Annotated in this window: 16 protein-coding genes; 14 read left to right on the top strand and 2 right to left on the bottom strand. The window is 54.4% G+C overall.

The window, feature by feature from the left end; genetic code table 11:
* The first annotated feature begins 111 nt into the window (after nt 1-111).
* The 3 genes from murI (at nt 112) to AC3DKE_RS07740 (ending at nt 3,520) form a co-directional block, all read left to right on the top strand.
* A complete protein-coding gene (gene murI, locus AC3DKE_RS07750; RefSeq protein WP_487990350.1) occupies nt 112-915 on the top strand; it encodes a glutamate racemase in 804 nt (267 codons plus the stop codon).
* A 98-nt stretch (nt 916-1,013) separates the two neighbouring features.
* A complete protein-coding gene (locus AC3DKE_RS07745; RefSeq protein WP_487990348.1) occupies nt 1,014-2,618 on the top strand; it encodes a glycerol-3-phosphate dehydrogenase/oxidase in 1,605 nt (534 codons plus the stop codon).
* Between the two features lie 50 nt (nt 2,619-2,668).
* A complete protein-coding gene (locus tag AC3DKE_RS07740; RefSeq protein WP_340675064.1) occupies nt 2,669-3,520 on the top strand; it encodes a M48 family metallopeptidase in 852 nt (283 codons plus the stop codon).
* An 89-nt stretch (nt 3,521-3,609) separates the two neighbouring features.
* Here the strand turns inward: AC3DKE_RS07740 and AC3DKE_RS07735 are convergent, their stop codons facing one another.
* A complete protein-coding gene (locus tag AC3DKE_RS07735) occupies nt 3,610-4,353 on the bottom strand; it encodes a glycerophosphodiester phosphodiesterase (RefSeq protein WP_487990347.1) in 744 nt (247 codons plus the stop codon).
* 93 nt (nt 4,354-4,446) lie between these two features.
* On the opposite strand from AC3DKE_RS07735, the gene AC3DKE_RS07730 reads away from it, so the two are divergent.
* Nucleotides 4,447-5,682 (top strand): lipoprotein-releasing ABC transporter permease subunit, encoded by a 1,236-nt coding sequence (locus AC3DKE_RS07730; RefSeq protein ID WP_340675062.1) that lies wholly within the window; start codon nt 4,447-4,449, stop codon nt 5,680-5,682.
* The gene (gene lolD, locus AC3DKE_RS07725) at nt 5,675-6,367 is read left to right on the top strand and encodes a lipoprotein-releasing ABC transporter ATP-binding protein LolD (protein WP_340675061.1); all 693 of its coding nucleotides are present in this window, start codon (nt 5,675-5,677) and stop codon (nt 6,365-6,367) included. The genes AC3DKE_RS07730 and lolD overlap by 8 nt, the downstream gene beginning before the upstream one ends.
* 9 nt (nt 6,368-6,376) lie before the next feature.
* On the opposite strand, the gene AC3DKE_RS07720 is transcribed toward lolD, so the two are convergent.
* Nucleotides 6,377-6,958, bottom strand: coding sequence for a DUF2062 domain-containing protein (locus tag AC3DKE_RS07720; protein ID WP_484216839.1), 582 nt, complete (start codon nt 6,956-6,958; stop codon nt 6,377-6,379).
* A gap of 91 nt (nt 6,959-7,049) precedes the next feature.
* Between AC3DKE_RS07720 and AC3DKE_RS07715 the strand changes: the two genes are divergently transcribed.
* From AC3DKE_RS07715 to murB, 9 genes are all read left to right on the top strand, one after another.
* Nucleotides 7,050-9,422, top strand: coding sequence for a DNA internalization-related competence protein ComEC/Rec2 (locus AC3DKE_RS07715; protein WP_487990346.1), 2,373 nt, complete (start codon nt 7,050-7,052; stop codon nt 9,420-9,422).
* A 72-nt stretch (nt 9,423-9,494) separates the two neighbouring features.
* Nucleotides 9,495-10,178 carry a MotA/TolQ/ExbB proton channel family protein gene (locus AC3DKE_RS07710; RefSeq protein WP_340675097.1) on the top strand — a complete coding sequence of 228 codons (684 nt, stop codon included), beginning with the start codon at nt 9,495-9,497 and terminating at the stop codon, nt 10,176-10,178.
* Nucleotides 10,175-10,600 carry an ExbD/TolR family protein gene (locus AC3DKE_RS07705; protein ID WP_340675058.1) on the top strand — a complete coding sequence of 142 codons (426 nt, stop codon included), beginning with the start codon at nt 10,175-10,177 and terminating at the stop codon, nt 10,598-10,600. Before AC3DKE_RS07710 ends, AC3DKE_RS07705 begins: the two co-directional genes overlap by 4 nt.
* Before the next feature lie 18 nt (nt 10,601-10,618).
* Nucleotides 10,619-12,385 (top strand): lipid A export permease/ATP-binding protein MsbA, encoded by a 1,767-nt coding sequence (gene msbA, locus AC3DKE_RS07700; RefSeq protein WP_411730009.1) that lies wholly within the window; start codon nt 10,619-10,621, stop codon nt 12,383-12,385.
* Nucleotides 12,369-13,379, top strand: coding sequence for a tetraacyldisaccharide 4'-kinase (lpxK, locus tag AC3DKE_RS07695; RefSeq protein WP_484216840.1), 1,011 nt, complete (start codon nt 12,369-12,371; stop codon nt 13,377-13,379). The genes msbA and lpxK overlap by 17 nt, the downstream gene beginning before the upstream one ends.
* A gap of 25 nt (nt 13,380-13,404) precedes the next feature.
* Nucleotides 13,405-13,599, top strand: a complete 195-nt coding sequence (locus AC3DKE_RS07690; RefSeq protein ID WP_340675055.1) for a Trm112 family protein — start codon at nt 13,405-13,407, stop codon at nt 13,597-13,599.
* Nucleotides 13,600-13,645: 46 nt separating this feature from the next.
* Nucleotides 13,646-14,434, top strand: a complete 789-nt coding sequence (gene kdsB / locus AC3DKE_RS07685) for a 3-deoxy-manno-octulosonate cytidylyltransferase (protein WP_487990345.1) — start codon at nt 13,646-13,648, stop codon at nt 14,432-14,434.
* Nucleotides 14,431-15,003 carry a low molecular weight protein-tyrosine-phosphatase gene (locus tag AC3DKE_RS07680; RefSeq protein WP_411730011.1) on the top strand — a complete coding sequence of 191 codons (573 nt, stop codon included), beginning with the start codon at nt 14,431-14,433 and terminating at the stop codon, nt 15,001-15,003. The genes kdsB and AC3DKE_RS07680 overlap by 4 nt, the downstream gene beginning before the upstream one ends.
* Nucleotides 15,003-16,064: a UDP-N-acetylmuramate dehydrogenase gene (gene murB / locus AC3DKE_RS07675; protein ID WP_487990344.1), complete on the top strand. Its 1,062-nt coding sequence runs from the start codon at nt 15,003-15,005 to the stop codon at nt 16,062-16,064. The genes AC3DKE_RS07680 and murB overlap by 1 nt, the downstream gene beginning before the upstream one ends.
* Nucleotides 16,065-16,070: the final 6 nt, after the last annotated feature.

The raw sequence follows: 16,070 nt of genomic DNA, 5'->3' as shown, positions 1-16,070 counted from the left end.
GTGTATTTAGAAGCGCTCGGCTCACACGAAAACTTTTACCGAGACCTGAAGCGCTAGGGCACTAGAGAATTTGCTATCCTGCGTTTCAATCTTGGCTTGATGGATGTGCGCATGTCTGCAACCGCCCGTTCCGCAATTGGTGTGTTTGATTCTGGCATTGGCGGTCTCACCGTAGTGCGGGCTTTAATGGAGCGCCTGCCATTTGAAGACATAGTCTATTTTGGCGATACCGCGCGCGTGCCCTACGGCGTGAAATCCAACGAAACCATCCATAGCTTCACCACGCAAATCGCCGACTTTTTACTCGCCCGCGATGTCAAGTTGCTGATCATCGCCTGTAACACCATGGCGGCGGTGGCGGGTGAGGCCGTGCGGGCACGTTCGCCAGTGCCAGTGCTCGATGTTATCGATGCCGGTGCGCGTGCGGCGGTGGAAATAAGCCAGCGCGGTATTGGTGTTATCGGCACGCCGACCACGGTCAACTCCAATGCTTATGCGCGCAATATTCATGCGCTCAATCCTGCACTCAGTGTCTACTCGCAGGCTTGCCCTTTGCTGGTGCCATTGGTGGAGGAGGGCTGGCTTGAACACGAGGTCACGCGCCTAACCTTGCGCGAATATTTGAAGCCAGTATTTGTTGAGTCTATCGATGCTTTGGTGCTGGGCTGCACGCATTATCCGCTGCTGAAGCCGCTTATTGGTCAGATTGCGGGGCCAAATATTCGCTTGGTGGATTCGGCGGTGACTATTGCCGAGCAAACCGCGCGCGTGCTGACCGAAATGGAAATGCATAATCCGCAACGCATTGCTCCACGCTACGACTATGTGGTGACCGACATTCCGCTACGTTTTCAAACCATAGGCTCGCGCTTTTTGGGGCGTGAACTGAGCCATCTTGAGCAGGTGCGCTGGTAGTTCTGCAAAAAAAATGACCTCGAAGTCATTCGCCTGAGCCTTTTTTCCTACACATTTGGTTACACTAGCGCCGATTTTTCGGACAAGGAGAGGCGCAGGTGGCAGTTATAGAGGCTCGAAAACAGCAATGGCAAACGTTGACCACAACCGCATGGGATGTGCTGGTGATTGGCGGCGGAATTACTGGTGCTGGTGTGGCGCGCGAGGCCGTGCGACGTGGCCTGCGTACGGCATTGATCGAGCAAACTGACTATAGCTGGGGCACATCTAGCCGCTCATCGAAAATGGTTCATGGCGGCCTGCGCTATATCGCTCAAGGTGAAGTGCGGCTGACTTGGCATTCGCTTACTGAGCGCGAGCGTCTGCTGCGCGAAGCACCGGGCTTGGTCGAGCGCATGGGCTTTCACTTTGCCCATTATAAAGGCGTATTTCCGGGTCGCTGGCCATTTCAGTTTCTCATCACGGTCTATGATCTGCTCGCCGGCATGCGCGACCATCGCTACTTTAAAAAGCTCAATTTCTTGGCGCGCATGCCAGGCCATCGCGGAGAAGGCCTTACTGGCGCCACGCGCTACACCGATGCCGTGGTCGACGATTCGCGCTTAGTACAACGCGTGCTCGACGAGGCCGTGGCCGATGGTTTAGTCATGCTCAATTACGTGAAAGCCACCGATTTGGTGATGACCGGTGATCGTGTCACCGGTTTGCGCCTGCAAGATACCTCGGATGATTTTGGCAGCGACCGAGGCGAGACCGCTGTAGTGGCGGCTAAAGCTGTGATTAATGCCACCGGCGCGTGGGCGGATCGTCTACGCCGCAAACTCATTGATGAAGTGCGTGTGCGGCCTTTGCGCGGCAGCCATTTGGTGTTTTCTGCGCATCGCCTGCCTTTGAGTGAAGCCTTGATTTGCCATCACCCCGATGACCAGCGCGTGATGTTCATTTATCCGTGGGAAGGCCGCACCATTGTTGGCACGACGGACCTTGATCATCGTGACGATTTAGACATTGAGGCGGCCTTAAGCGAAGCCGAGATGCATTACTTGTTGCGCGGCATCAATACGCAATTTCCTGCCGCGAAATTTACCGTTGAAGACATTATTTCAACATGGTCTGGCGTGCGCCCAGTGGTTAGCGCTGGCGATGGCAGTGATCCATCGAAAGAGAGCCGCAGCCATAGTGTTTGGGATAACCAAGGCTTAATTACCGTGACTGGCGGCAAGCTCACCACTTTCCGTCTTATTGCGCTCGATGCCTTGCGGCTGGCGGCAGGGCAGCTGGGTATTACTGTGCGCGATGATGGCGCCGCGATTTTTCGTGCACCACAGTCGGGCCCTGCGCCTGAGCATTTAACGCCGGCGATGTTTGCCCATGTAGTGGCGCGTTTTGGCATCCATACCCAACGCTTTTTGCGCGAAATGCCCGCTGGTGAGTTGGTGCATATTGCCGACACCAACACCTTGTTGGCCGAATTACGCTGGGCATGCCGTCATGAGCAAGTGGTTCATCTCGATGATTTGCTCATGCGTCGTGTGCGTTTAGGCCTGCTGCTACCGCGTGGTGGTTTGTCGTTGATTCCGCAAATCGATGCCATATTGCGTGATGAATTACACTGGTCGGCGGAAAAAATCAGCGCTGAGCGTGTACGCTATGAGTCTATATGGCGACGTTATTACTACTTACCAACGGCAGCTAAGGTTTAGCGCTTAGCATATTTAGCCGTCGATACCATTACTTTTGGAGCACTCCACGCATGAATGTGAAGCATCTTGCTAAAGCCAGTGGCTTAGCGCTGATTTTAGCCTTAGGCCTGGCGGCTTGTACGACCACGACTCAGCAAGGTGCTACGGGTGTCAGTCGCCAACAGTTACTGCTGGTGTCATCTTCTGAAGTGGAGGCGATGGCGGCGCAGAGCTATCAGGAAGAGCTGACTAAGGCCACAAGCAAGCGCGCGCTAAATACTGATAAAGCCAATTTGGAGCGTATTCGCCAAATTGCTGATCGTTTGATTCCACAAGTCGGTACTTTTCGCAGCGATGCCTTGGCGTGGCGCTGGGAAGTTAATTTAGAAACGCGCGATGAGCTCAATGCCTATTGCGCGCCTGGTGGCAAAATCATGTTTTTCACCGGCATCATCAATAAGCTAAAACTCACCGATGATGAAATCGCCGCCATCATGGGTCATGAAATTGCTCATGCTTTGCGTGAGCATGGCCGCGAGCGCGTGTCGCAAGCCTATGCGCAAAATGCTGGCTTGAGCCTGGTTGGTGCACTCACTGGCATGTCGCAAGGCACCAGTACGTTGTTGCAGCAAGCTGCGCAGATTGGTTTAACGCTACCCAATGGCCGCGGCCAGGAATCGGAGGCCGACATTATTGGCCTAGAGCTGCTAGCTCGTGCCGGTTACAACCCAAATGCATCGGTCACGCTTTGGCAGAAAATGGCTGCTGCCACTGGCAATAGCAGTGGTTCGTTCTTGAGTACTCACCCAGGTAATGCTCAGCGTATTAACGATCTGCAAGCGGCTATTCCGAAAGTTATGCCCTTGTATCAGCAGGCTAGACGTAGTCCAGCGCCAAGCCGAGCCATTGTGCCGCGCACATAAAACATAAGCGCCGCGCACTTAATATTTAGTTTTGCCTGCAACGATAAAAAGCCTCGCCGATAAGCGAGGCTTTTTTTATGCGCTTGAGTTTATGCGCTCCAGCTCAGCCAGCTTTTCGCCAGCGTCGGCGTGTCGGTGATTAAGCCGTCCACGCCCATTGCTGCTAATTCTAGCGCCCGCTGGTGATCGTTCACCGTCCACGTCGACACCCACAAGCCAGCGGCGTGCGCCTGAGTCACTAGCTCAGCTGTGAGTAAGTTTGCGTGCGGACCAATGGCATCGCAGCCTAGGGCTTGTGCGACCTGCACGATGTCGCCAGCAAAATTATCTTCTACTAAAAAGCCGCGTGGCAACTCGGGTGCCTGTTGCTGTAAGCGGTGCAATAGCCGCGGATTAAATGACGTGCAGCGCGCGCGACCCGATAAGTTAAATCGCTGCCAAATCGCAGGCAAGGCGGCGACTACGGCGGCTTCATCATCCTCATGCCGAACTTTTAGCTCCAGTTCGATATGGGTGAAATCGTAGAGTTCAGTGAGCACTTGCGCCAACGTTGGCACGCCTTCGCGCTTTGGCCATGGCGCAAAGCCTTTGTGTGCGGGCTGATGGCAGGCATCCAGTGCGGCTAACTCGGCAGCGCTATGCTCACGCACCAAACCATGGCCAGAGGTGGTGCGCGATAACTCAGCATCGTGGATGACCATGAGTTCGCCATCGGCACTAAGGTGAATATCGAACTCGACAGCTCGCACGCCGAGTGCGCGCAGATACCGAAACCCGCTGAGGGTGTTTTCGGGAGCTTCGCTGCGCGCGCCACGATGACCAATTAAGCGCATGGCGCTCTCCTTATTTAGCATTTATGCCTAGTGTAGCCTGCTCGTTGTGAATTCTGTGTGACGCCGCGCAGTGGCTATGGTGTAATCGCGCCCATGTATAAACCACTCTCTGTTTTTATCGGGCTGCGCTACACACGTGCGCGCCGCCGCGACCAATTTATCTCCTTCATGTCACTGAGTTCGATGATCGGGCTTATGCTCGGCGTGGCTGTGCTCATCACGGTGTTATCGGTGATGAACGGCTTCGACCGTGAGCTTAAGCAGCGCATCTTAGGCATGGTCTCGCAGTCCACTATTCACGCCACCGAGCCGGTACAAAACTGGCGCAAGCTCGTGCAAATTGCCGAAGCTAGTCCAGGTGTTACTGCTGCCGCACCTATGTCGCAGGTGCAGGGCATGCTCACTGCCAATGGCCAAGTCAACGGCGCGGTGATCACCGGTATTGCGCCCGAGTTCGAAGCCAAGGTGTCGATCTTGCCGGACTTCATGACGCAGGGGCAGATGAGCGATCTCACCGATGGCAGCTATGGCATCGTGCTGGGCCAACAGCTCGCCGATGTACTCGGCGTGCGCATGGGCGACTCGGTAACACTGGTTTTACCCGAGGCCACCTTGAGTGCTGCCGGCGTTATTCCTCGCTTTAAGCGCTTTAATGTTGTTGGTGTATTCAAAGTTGGCGCTGAGGTCGATGGCATTTTGGCCTATGTGCATTACGCCGATGCCGGTCGCCTGTTGCGCATTGGCGACCGCGTGCAAGGCTTGCGCTTAAAGGTTGATGACCTGTTTGCCGTGCGTGCCACCAACGAACGCTTATTGGCCACACTGCCGCCATATTTTTACGCCAGCGATTGGACGCAGACTCAGGGCAGCTTGTTTAACGCTATCAAAATGGAAAAGGCGATGATGTCTTTACTGCTGCTGCTGATCGTGGCGGTAGCGGCGTTTAATATCGTTTCCAGTCTGGTCATGGTGGTTAATGACAAGAAGTCAGACATCGCAATTTTGCGCACCTTAGGCGCCACGCCGGGCATGATTCAGCGCATTTTCTTAGTGCAGGGCACGGCGGTTGGGCTGGGTGGAACTATCGCGGGTGTGGGCTTAGGCATATTGCTGTCGCTCACTGTTAGTGACATCGCCGCTGGCTATGAGCGCCTGATGAATGTGCGTTTATTCGATGCCTATTTTGTCAATTATCTGCCCACGCAACTCGATTGGTTTGATGTCACTTGGGTCGGCCTCACTGCATTTATTTTGAGCTTCTTGGCGACAATTTATCCGGCACGCCAAGCTGGTCGCATTCAACCAGCGGAGGCTTTGCGCCATGAGTGAGATTGTTCTAGCTACCCATGATTTGGGTCAACAATTTTCTGAAGGTCCGCAAGCTATTACGGTCTTGAAGGATGTCAGCTTTCAGGTCATGCGCGGCGAGCGTGTCGCCATTGTCGGTCGTTCGGGTTCGGGCAAAACCACATTGCTGCATTTGCTCGGGGGCTTAGAGTTGCCAAGTAGCGGTCGCGTTGAGCTGATGGGTAATGACCTAGCCAGCATGAGCGAAGCGGAGCGCAGTAAGTTGCGTAACCAGCACATCGGTTTTGTCTATCAGCTGCATCATCTTTTGCCGGAATTTACGGCATTGGAAAACGTCAGCTTGCCGGCAGTTATCGGCGGCATGAGTCCTAAGTTAGCTCGCAAAAAAGCCCATGAATTATTAACGCGCGTGGGCTTGTCGGAGCGTGTTGAGCACAAGCCATCGGAGCTCTCAGGTGGTGAGCGCCAGCGTGTGGCTTTGGCGCGTGCGCTAGTGTGTGACCCTGCCTTGGTATTGGCAGATGAGCCTACAGGCAATCTCGATCGCGATACTGCCGAGTCGATTCATCAGCTCATCGTTGAGCTAAATGAAACCTTGGGGATTAGCTTTATTATCGTGACTCACGAAGAGCGTTTGGCGTCTTTGGCGCATCGGCGTTTGAGCATGAGCAGCGGTAGCTTAGTCGAGCTTGATCAAGCCCAATAATGCTGCGCCTTACTGCGCAGAAATGTCATTAGATTTTTGCGCGAGCCGGGCTTCTAGGCGCTTGCGCCAAGCCGTGACCACATGCCATCGCCAAAAATAGCGCATGGCGATATAGCCTACCGTACCTAACACCAGCCCTAGTACGACCGAGCCAAGGAAGAATGGTTTGAGCTGCTGAAGTAGGCCTACCTCGAAAGCGTCTACGGGCGCATCCGACATATGCAGTGCGCGCGTCGCCAAATGTTCTAGCTGATGCCAGGTGAGCATGGGCACATCAAGCAAATGGCTACCTAACCAATAACCGCTATACATAAATGGCAATAGCGTTAGTGGGTTAGTGATCCATACCAGCAGAATCATCAGCGGCAAATTAATGCGAAAGACAATGGCGATAGCGGTGGCCGGCACCATTTGAAAAGGTACGGGTAGGAAGGCGCAGAATAGACCCCAAAACATCGCCCATGAAGCCGAGCGGCGGTTTAGGTGCCAGAGACTAGGATCGCTCAGGCGGTTGCGTAAAAAGCCGAGGCCCTTCATCTCTCGGATTTGCTCCGGAGTGGGAAGGTAGCGACGAATAAAAGCCTTAGCCATGAGGTCTTCCATGTTCTACCCAGAAAGAGGGCAGGCCGTAGTCTACACTGAGAGTTGATTCAACTGGAATGGATGCCAGGGGAGCAACAGCGTGTCTTCGCTATTATTTAGTTTTGTTTATGGCGTATTTTTGTTGCGCCTATGGGCGCAGCTGCCTTCATTTATGCTTTGCTTAGCCTATTGCGCAGTGATATTGGGCGGCATTTTTCTTGCTCAGCTTCTTCGTCAGCGCCGCTCATTTAAAGATTTCGCCCTCAGCTGGCCAGCACTTGCCGGCATCGGTTTGAGCGCGGGCATGCTCTGGTCTGTATTTGCCGCAACGCAGGCGATGACGCAGCAGCTGCCATCGGCGTGTGAAGGTGAGCGCCTGAATGTCACGGGTCGTATTGTTAGCTTGCCAAGACCAGCGCAGCCCGTTGGCGAGCGTTTTGTCTTTCAGCCTATTTCAGGCGCTGAATCGTGTTGGCAGAGTGGCGTTAACTGGCAGCTGAGTTGGCGCGGCGATATTTTATTAAAGCCTGATGAAGTGTGGCGCTTTCAGCTGCGCTTGAAGCGGCCCAATGGTGTGGTCAATCCTGGTGGCTTCGATGGTGAGCTGTGGTGGCATCAGAACGGCATTAGCGCCACTGGCTGGGCGAGCTCTGGCGAGCGCATTGCTGCTGCCGAGACCACGCTCGATGGTTTGCGCTGGCGTATTCGCCAACATTTGCTAGCGAGCTTTGCAGATCAGCCCGATGCCGCCGGCACAGTATTGGCGCTGCTCACTGGCGACCGTGCGGGCATGTCCATCGAAGCCTGGGACAGATACGCGCGCACCGGCATCACGCATTTGGTGGCGATTTCAGGTGTGCACATCACCATGGTTGCCTGGTTAGTAGCGTGGTTTGTTCGCCGCTGCTGGTTGCGCTCACCGAAGCTGGCGTTGTGGCAGCCAGCCGATAACACTCGACACACGCACGGCTGGCTGGCGGCATGTGGCTATGGTGCGTTGGCGGGCATGGAAGTGCCAACGCAGCGCACTTTATTGATGCTCGGAATGATCGTTTGGCTACGTTGCCTGCCAGGTGAGATGCGCGCGACACAAAGCCTGTTATTGGCTTTAACGGCGGTGCTGCTGCTCGATCCCTTAGCGATTCATTCGGCCGGTTTGTGGTTGTCTTTTGCTGCTGTCGCCTTACTGATGGCTGGCGGCATGGCTCCCGGTGAGGAAGTGAGTTGGCGCGCGGGTTTTCGAGCGCAATGGCTGGCGACGTGGGGCTTACTGCCGTTGACCTTGGCGCTATTTTCTCGGCTAGCGTGGCTGAGCTTGCCGATCAATATCATCGCCATCCCGTGGGTAACGTTTACTGTGGTACCAGTGGCAATGGCGGGCCTGCTCGCGCATAGCGTCTCCGAGCCGCTAGGCCATGCGTTATGGGCTTTGGCTATTGGCAGCATGGCCATGCTCGATGAGTTGCTGAAATGGGCGGCAGCACTGCCGGGAGCGGCCATTGATTGGCATTTACCTGGCGCGACAGTCTGGGCGCTGGGCTTGAGTATTGCTTTATTACTGATGCCGCGCGCGCTGCCTGGGCGGCAATTGGCATGGCTGCCGCTGCTTGCGCTGTGTTGGCCACAGCCGAGCTTGAGCGAAGGCCAGTTGCGGCTGAGCATTATCGATGTCGGTCAAGGTTTGTCGGTGCATGCGGAAACGGCAAAACATCAGCTGTTATTTGACACTGGTGCGGCATTTAGCGATGACGCCGGCGCTGGTCAGCGCATTATTTTGCCGTATTTGCGCTGGGCTCAGGTGCGCTCGCTCGATGCTCTCGTGTTTAGCCACGACGACAATGATCATACCGGCGGTGGCGGGGCGATCTTGCGCACGCTGCCGGTGGCCCAGGTTTGGGGCGAGTGGCCATCGCATTTGGCGCAATGGCCTTTAGCTGAGCGTCCGCCGCAGCAAGGTTGCCGCAGTGGCCAGCGTTGGCAATGGGATGGCGTCGAGTTCGAGTTTCTGTGGCCAGACCCAACGTTTTTGCTCAAGCGCGATAATGAGCGCTCTTGCGTGCTGCGCATTCGTGCGCAGGGATTTACCGTGCTGATTCCGGCCGACCTAGAGGCACAAGGCGAATTAACGCTGTTAGCTATGCAGTCTGATCTGCGCGCAGATTTACTCTTACTTGGCCACCATGGTAGCAAAACATCGAGCACCGAAAGTTGGCTAGATGCGGTTGCGCCGCGCGAGGTCATTGCCACCGTTGGTTATCGCAATCGTTTTCATCATCCGCACTCCACAGTGCAACAACGCGTTATGGCTAGAGGTATTCCGCTGTATCGAAGTGATGACAGTGGTCTGTTGCGTTATGAGTTTCTTCAAGTTGGGCGATGGCCACGAGTGCAGCATGGGCGATTGCTCGATAAGCATTATTGGCGAGCAAAACCGCAGCTGCTTTCGCCTCAGCTATCTGAAATGCCGCCCTAAGTGCTTGGCGCACTGGCCGCCATCCCTTAGAGTAGCGGCTATTCGCGATGAGGAGATGAGCCTGTGTTTGAGATGATGAAATCTGGCGGGTATTTGATGCTGCCGTTGTTAGTGGCGTCGGTGCTGGCCTTGGCAATCATCCTAGAGCGTGCGTGGTCATTACGCCGAAGTCGGGTGGCGCCGCCACAGCTGTTAAGCCAAGTTTGGCGACAGCTGCAAGCAGGTGAAATGAATGCTGATCAGCTGCGTTTACTGCAAGCTGGCTCACCCTTAGGCTCTTTGTTGGCAGCGGGCTTGATCAATGCGCGCCATGGCCGTGATCTCACCAAAGAAAGTATCGAAGATGCCGCTACACCGGTCGTGCACGAAATGGAGCGCTACCTAACGTTGCTCGGCACCATAGCGATGATTTCACCCTTGTTGGGCTTGCTCGGCACCGTTATCGGCATTATCGATGCATTTTTAGTGGTCACTGCCGGTGGCATTAGCGATCCGACAGCATTAGCGGGTGGCATTTCTAAAGCCTTGGTGACAACGGCTGGCGGCATCTTTGTCGCCATCCCAGCAATGATTATGCACCGTTATTATCTGCGCCATATTCAGACTCTAATAGTGAGCATGGAGCAGCAGGCGGTGAAGCTGGTCGATATGCTGCACGGCGATCGTGAGGTGGATGTGCTGCCTAGCGCCGCTAGCTTCACAGCGCCCGCCACAGGCAGCGTTGCAACACCGAGCAGAGATGGAGCTGAGGCGTGAAATTAAAGCGTCCCATGGATGATCATTTGGAACTCAATCTCACGCCATTGATTGATTGCCTGCTGTTTTTGATTATCTTTTTCTTGCTGTCGACCACGTTTGCAAAGACCGGCAAATTACAGATTACCTTGCCCCAGGCCGATGCCACGGTGCCGGCTGCGAAGAAAAATCCTTTAGAAGTCTCGGTAGATGGTCGCGGCCATTACGCCGTCAATGGTGAGGTGTTGGCCGCTAATAGCCCTGAAGCGTTGCGCACTGCCATCGAGGCAAAAGCAGGTGAGAAGCGCGATCAACCATTGATTATTTCTGCCGATGGCCAAGCGCCGCATCAGTCAGTGGTAACGATCATGGATATCGCCGGCCAGCTTGGGTTTCGTCAAATTGGTATTGGCACACAAAAAGCTGCCACTAGCGCCCCTTAATTTTTTGGAAGTTTATTCATGAGCTCAGCGCCAGTCGAAACTACTAGCTGGGAGTCGTATAAGCGGCTTTTAGGCTATACCCGAAAACATTGGAAAATCTTTTTGTTTGCTGTCTTCGGCTTCATTTTGAATGCGCAAACCGAATGGGCTGCGGCGCAATTATTGAAGTACATCATTACCGCGATTCAAGACCAAGATCAGGCCTCGAAAAATATGTTTCCGGTGCTGATTATCACGCTATTTCTTGTGCGTGGTATTGGTAGCTTTATTGGCACCTATTATATGTCTCTGATTTCTCGCAATATTGTCTATGCATTGCGGATTGAGTTGTTTGATCGCCTGATGACGTTGCCGGCACGCTATTATAACGAAAACTCAGCGGGGCATATTTCTGCCAAGCTCATGTACAACGTTGAGCAAGTCACAGCCGCAGCCACGGATGCGCTAAAAACGATTGTGCGCGAGGGCGCGGTTGTCATCGGCTTATTCGGCTATTTGTTTTACACCAACTGGAAGTTGTCGTTATCGCTGCTGGTGGTTGGGCCATTTGCTGCCATGCTAGTTCGCGTGGCAAGTAAGCGTTTCCGCAAGCTCGCGGTGCGCATGCAAAATGCCATGGGTAATCTTAACCATATCGCGCAAGAGGCCATTAACGGCTTCCTCGTGGTGAAGACGTATGGCGGCGAAGACTTCGAGCGTAATCGCTTCGACAAAGCTTCGCGTGAGAACCTCAAGCAGGGCATGAAAATTGTCGTCACCAGCGCCATCAATACACCAGTAATACAGCTGCTGATGGCCGTGGCTCTGGCCGGCGTGATTTGGGTGGCCTTGCAGCCAGGCATCACTGGGCAGACTTCACCAGGTGAGTTTGTCGCCTATATTACGGCAGCAGGCCTGATGGCTAAGCCGATCAAATCACTGACTGAAGTGAATGAAAAGCTGCAACGCGGTATCTCTGCAGCGCAGTCAATTTTCGATGTCATTGATGAGACACCTGAGCCTACTGGCGGTACTCGCGCCATTACGCGCTTAAAGGGCGAAGTAGAGTTCCGCAATTTGCGCTTTGCTTATGAGCCAGGTAATCCTGTGCTGCATGACTTTTCTTTGAAAGTCGCGCCAGGTCAGACGGTCGCTATTGTTGGTCGCTCGGGTTCGGGCAAGACAACGCTAGTAAATTTGCTGCCGCGTTTTCACGATGCCGAAGCTGGCGAGCTGCTTATTGATGGCTTCCCGATTGACGACTATCCCGTGGGTGAGTTGCGCAAACAGATTGCCACGGTTAGCCAAAAGGTCATTTTGTTCGATGACACAGTGGCGAATAACATCGCCTATGGTGCCTACCGTCACTTGCCGCGCGAAACCATTGTGGCAGCAGCGAAAACGGCCTTTGCCGATGACTTTATTCGTGAGCTACCGCAGGGCTACGACACTCGCATTGGCCAAGATGGCATGCAGCTTTCCGGTGGTCAGCGCCAGCGTTTAGCTATTGCTCGTGCGTTGATTAAAGATGCGCCTATCTTGATTTTGGACGAAGCCACGAGCGCGCTCGATAACGAGTCTGAGTTCTATATTCAGGCCGCTCTTGAGCGCGTCATGGAAGGCCGCACGACGCTGGTGATCGCCCATCGTTTATCGACTATTGAAAACGCCGATGTCATTGTTGTGATGGATCAAGGCCGCATTATTGAGCAAGGCAATCATGCCGAGCTACTAGCCAAAGCTGGCGTTTACGCGCAATTGCATAGCCGCCATTTTAGTGAGGATGACGATGGCCGCATGGCCTGAACGTTGGCATCAGGGGCATTTCTTGCTGCGCTTGCTATTGCCACTGTCGTGGCTATTTAGCTGGCTTGCCGCGCGACGAAAACGCGCCTATGCCTCAGGCAAAAAGCCAACGTGGCGCGCCCCCGTGCCTATCATCGTGGTGGGTAATATCAGCGTTGGTGGCACCGGTAAAACACCATTAACACAAGCTATTGTGCAGCAGTTACAGGTCGCAGGCTGGCGCCCAGGCATCATTAGTCGTGGCTATGGTGGCAGCTGTGAGTACCCTTGCGAGGTGAGCACACAAGCGACACCAGCTAAAGTTGGCGACGAGCCTTTGCTGCTGGCGCGTGCCAGTGGTGTACCGGTAGTTGTTGATCCTGTGCGTAGTCGCGGCGCCGCATTTTTACTGGCGCATCACCCCGAATGTGATGTGATTATTTCTGATGATGGCCTGCAGCATTACGCCCTTGAGCGCGATATTGAAATTGCCGTGATCGATGGTAAACGTGGCTTAGGTTCGGGCTGGGCATTGCCGGCCGGACCTTTACGTGAGCCTGTAGCGCGGTTAAATGAAGTCGATTTTGTCGTGCTCAATGGTTCATGGCACTTAACCACGCCGGTGCCGGAAAATGCCTACACCATGGTGCTTGAGCCACAGCCTTGGCTGCCAGTTTGCCTTGAGCAGGCCAATCAAACACCACCACTGAAAGGCCCTGTGCATGCGATTGCGGGTATTGGTCATCCGCCACGATTTTTTGAATTGCTCGCAAGCCTTGGCTATGGCCCTGAGCCACACTCGTTCCCTGATCATTACGCTTACCGTGCCGAAGATCTGCGTTTTGAGCCGCTACTGCCACTGGTCATGACCGAAAAAGATGCAGTGAAGTGTGCGCAATTTGCACCGCCAAATAGCTGGTATGTGCCGGTTCGAGCTATGCTGCCAGATGTATTTTGGCAGGAGTTATTGGCGCGTTTGGCAGAAAAAAAGGCTGCTCAGCCCAACATCATGTGAATTAAAAATAGATTGGATATTGCTCATGCTAGATAAAAAACTGCTCGCACTATTGGCTTGCCCACTCTGCAAAGGCCCATTAATTCATCAGCAAGATGAGCTGATTTGTCGTGCCGATGCACTGGCGTTTCCAGTGCGTGATGGCATCCCTGTGATGCTTGAAGGTGAGGCGCGAGCGCTGACCTTAGAGGAATCTTTGCCTGAGCATGGCGCGCGCTAAGCGCTGGCAATTGATCATTTGAGCTTCGACTGAGAGGACAAAGCTGATGAGTTTTCGTGTTGTTATTCCCGCCCGTTTTGGCTCTAGCCGACTGCCTGGAAAACCCCTACTCGACATCGCAGGCAAGCCCATGGTGGTGCATGTCTATGAGCGAGCCTTACTCAGCGCCGCGACCGATGTGGTGGTTGCCACCGACGATCAGCGTATTGCCGATGCGCTGCGCGCCTACGATGCACCAGTAGTGATGACACGTGCTGATCATCCTTCCGGCACTGATCGTCTGCAAGAAGTCGCCGAGCAGCTCGGTTGGCAGCCCGATGACATCGTGGTCAATGTTCAGGGCGATGAGCCCTTAATTCCGCCCAGTGTGATTAACCAAGTGGCGGATAATCTGGCCAAGGCCTCTGAGGCGGGCATGGCAACATTGGCTGAGCCCTTGCACGATATTGAGCAATTATTTAACCCCAATATCGTTAAGCTCGTGCGTGATGTAAATAACTTTGCCCTGTATTTCAGCCGTGCTCCAATGCCATGGGCGCGTGATGCCTTTGCGCTAAACCGCGAGCAGCTGCCACCCGAAGCCTTATCGTTATATTTGCGCCACCTTGGTATTTACGCCTATCGCGTCGGCTTTTTGCATGACTATGTGTCGTGGCCGCCGGCGCTGATTGAGCAGGTGGAGTCATTAGAGCAGTTGCGCGCCCTATATCAAGGTGTGCGTATCCATGTTGATGTCGCCCATGCCTCATTGCCACCAGGTGTGGATACTCAAGCTGATCTTGACCGAGTGCGCGCTATTTTGGCGGGCTCAGGTGCTGTTGGGGCAATGGCATGAAGCTGGCAGAACGAGAGGCAAGTGATTTAGCCGCGCCGACAGCCAGCTATACAGAATCTGCTACGCGCGTGCTCTTTGTTTGTCTCGGCAATATATGTCGCTCACCAACCGCAGAGGCCGTATTTCGTCAGCGCGCCTCACAAGCTGGCTGGGATGCTCTCCTACAAGCAGATTCGGCAGGCACAGCAGATTGGCACACGGGGAAGTCTCCTGACCCACGCAGCCAACGTCATGGCGCTGAGCGTGGCTATGATTTATCGCCGCTGCGTGCGCGTCAGGTCAGCTGGCATGACTTCGATGAGTTTGATCATATCCTCGCCATGGATGATAAAAACTTCGTCGACTTGCAAACGCTAGAGCGCGAAGCTGCACATCATTTAGGCCATGAACCGCGTGCTGTTTTGGCTAAACTCATGGACTTTGCACCGGATCTACTGAGTAATGTGCCTGACCCATACACTGGCGGTCCTAAAGGCTTCGACGAAGTTATTGACCTAGTGGAGGCCGCCTGCGATGGCCTTTTGCGCAGCGTGCTAAAGGCGCGTGGCGTGCTTGGTTGCGGCTGCTAATGAGCACTGCTATTCGCGAGAATGTTGATTTGCAGGCGTTTAATACGCTAGGTCTAAGAGCTCGCGCCGCTCATTTTGTCGAACTCACCAATGAAGCCGATCTTGCTCCACTGCTAGCGCGGGCCAAGGCCGAAGCATGGCCCGTGCAGCTATTGGGTGGCGGCAGCAATATTGTTTTCGCAGGCGATGTATCGGGCTTGACCATCCGCCTAAGTTTGCGCGGCATTCGCCTCATCAGCGATAGCCAAGCTGGCGCTAAGATAGTGGCCGAAGATTGCGTCATTATTGAGGCGGCTGCCGGTGAGTCATGGCATGAATTCACGCAATACACCTTGGCCCAAGGTTGGGCAGGTTTAGAAAACCTTTCCTTGATTCCAGGCTCAGTCGGTGCGGCGCCGGTGCAAAATATCGGCGCTTATGGAGTTGAGGTTGCCGATGTCATGCACTCATTACGTGCTTATGATCGTGAGCAAGGGCAGGTAGTAGAGCTGTCGGCTGCAGACTGTGGCTTTGCTTATCGAGACAGTATTTTTAAGTCGCAACAGCCTGGGCGCTACGTGATTTTATCGGTGCGATTTGCTTTGTCTGCCAAGCGCCCGCTGGTGTTGGGCTATGGCGATATTCAAACGGCGTTAGCAACGGCTGGAGTACAAGAGCCGAGCGCTATTGATGTTGCGCAAGCAATTATTCGAATTCGCCAGGCGAAGCTGCCTGACCCCGCCGTGCTCGGTAATGCCGGCAGCTTTTTCAAAAACCCGTTGATGCCCAGTGCTCAGATTGAGCAGCTACAGGCGCAGTTTCCGGGCTTGGTCGCATATCCTGCGCAGCTAAGCACGCCGGGATGGCAAAAGGTTGCTGCTGGCTGGCTGATCGAGCAGGCGGGCTGGAAAGGTTATCGCCGTGATTCGGTGGCCGTGCATGAACGCCAAGCCTTGGTGCTGGTGCATCATGGCGGTGGCAATGGTGCTGAGCTATTGGCCTTGGCCGCTGACATTGTCGCCAGCGTGCAGGCGCGCTATGGCATTCATCTAGAGCAGGAACCGGTGTTGATGGGCGGCTAAGCGGCC

It is taken from the genome of Paraperlucidibaca sp., from assembly GCF_982810325.1.
This window is presented reverse-complemented; position numbering and strand designations above follow the sequence as displayed.

Bases quoted from the DNA above. Each gene is read 5' to 3' on its own strand.
- murI (WP_487990350.1), top strand. From the start codon at position 112: ATGTCTGCAACCGCCCGTTCCGCAATTGGTGTGTTTGATTCTGGCATT.
- AC3DKE_RS07740 (WP_340675064.1), top strand. From the start codon at position 2,669: ATGAATGTGAAGCATCTTGCTAAAGCCAGTGGCTTAGCGCTGATTTTA.
- AC3DKE_RS07735 (WP_487990347.1), bottom strand. From the start codon at position 4,353: ATGCGCTTAATTGGTCATCGTGGCGCGCGCAGCGAAGCTCCCGAAAAC.
- AC3DKE_RS07730 (WP_340675062.1), top strand. From the start codon at position 4,447: ATGTATAAACCACTCTCTGTTTTTATCGGGCTGCGCTACACACGTGCG.
- lolD (WP_340675061.1), top strand. From the start codon at position 5,675: ATGAGTGAGATTGTTCTAGCTACCCATGATTTGGGTCAACAATTTTCT.
- AC3DKE_RS07720 (WP_484216839.1), bottom strand. From the start codon at position 6,958: ATGGCTAAGGCTTTTATTCGTCGCTACCTTCCCACTCCGGAGCAAATC.
- AC3DKE_RS07710 (WP_340675097.1), top strand. From the start codon at position 9,495: ATGATGAAATCTGGCGGGTATTTGATGCTGCCGTTGTTAGTGGCGTCG.
- msbA (WP_411730009.1), top strand. From the start codon at position 10,619: ATGAGCTCAGCGCCAGTCGAAACTACTAGCTGGGAGTCGTATAAGCGG.
- lpxK (WP_484216840.1), top strand. From the start codon at position 12,369: ATGGCCGCATGGCCTGAACGTTGGCATCAGGGGCATTTCTTGCTGCGC.
- AC3DKE_RS07690 (WP_340675055.1), top strand. From the start codon at position 13,405: ATGCTAGATAAAAAACTGCTCGCACTATTGGCTTGCCCACTCTGCAAA.
- kdsB (WP_487990345.1), top strand. From the start codon at position 13,646: ATGAGTTTTCGTGTTGTTATTCCCGCCCGTTTTGGCTCTAGCCGACTG.
- AC3DKE_RS07680 (WP_411730011.1), top strand. From the start codon at position 14,431: ATGAAGCTGGCAGAACGAGAGGCAAGTGATTTAGCCGCGCCGACAGCC.
- murB (WP_487990344.1), top strand. From the start codon at position 15,003: ATGAGCACTGCTATTCGCGAGAATGTTGATTTGCAGGCGTTTAATACG.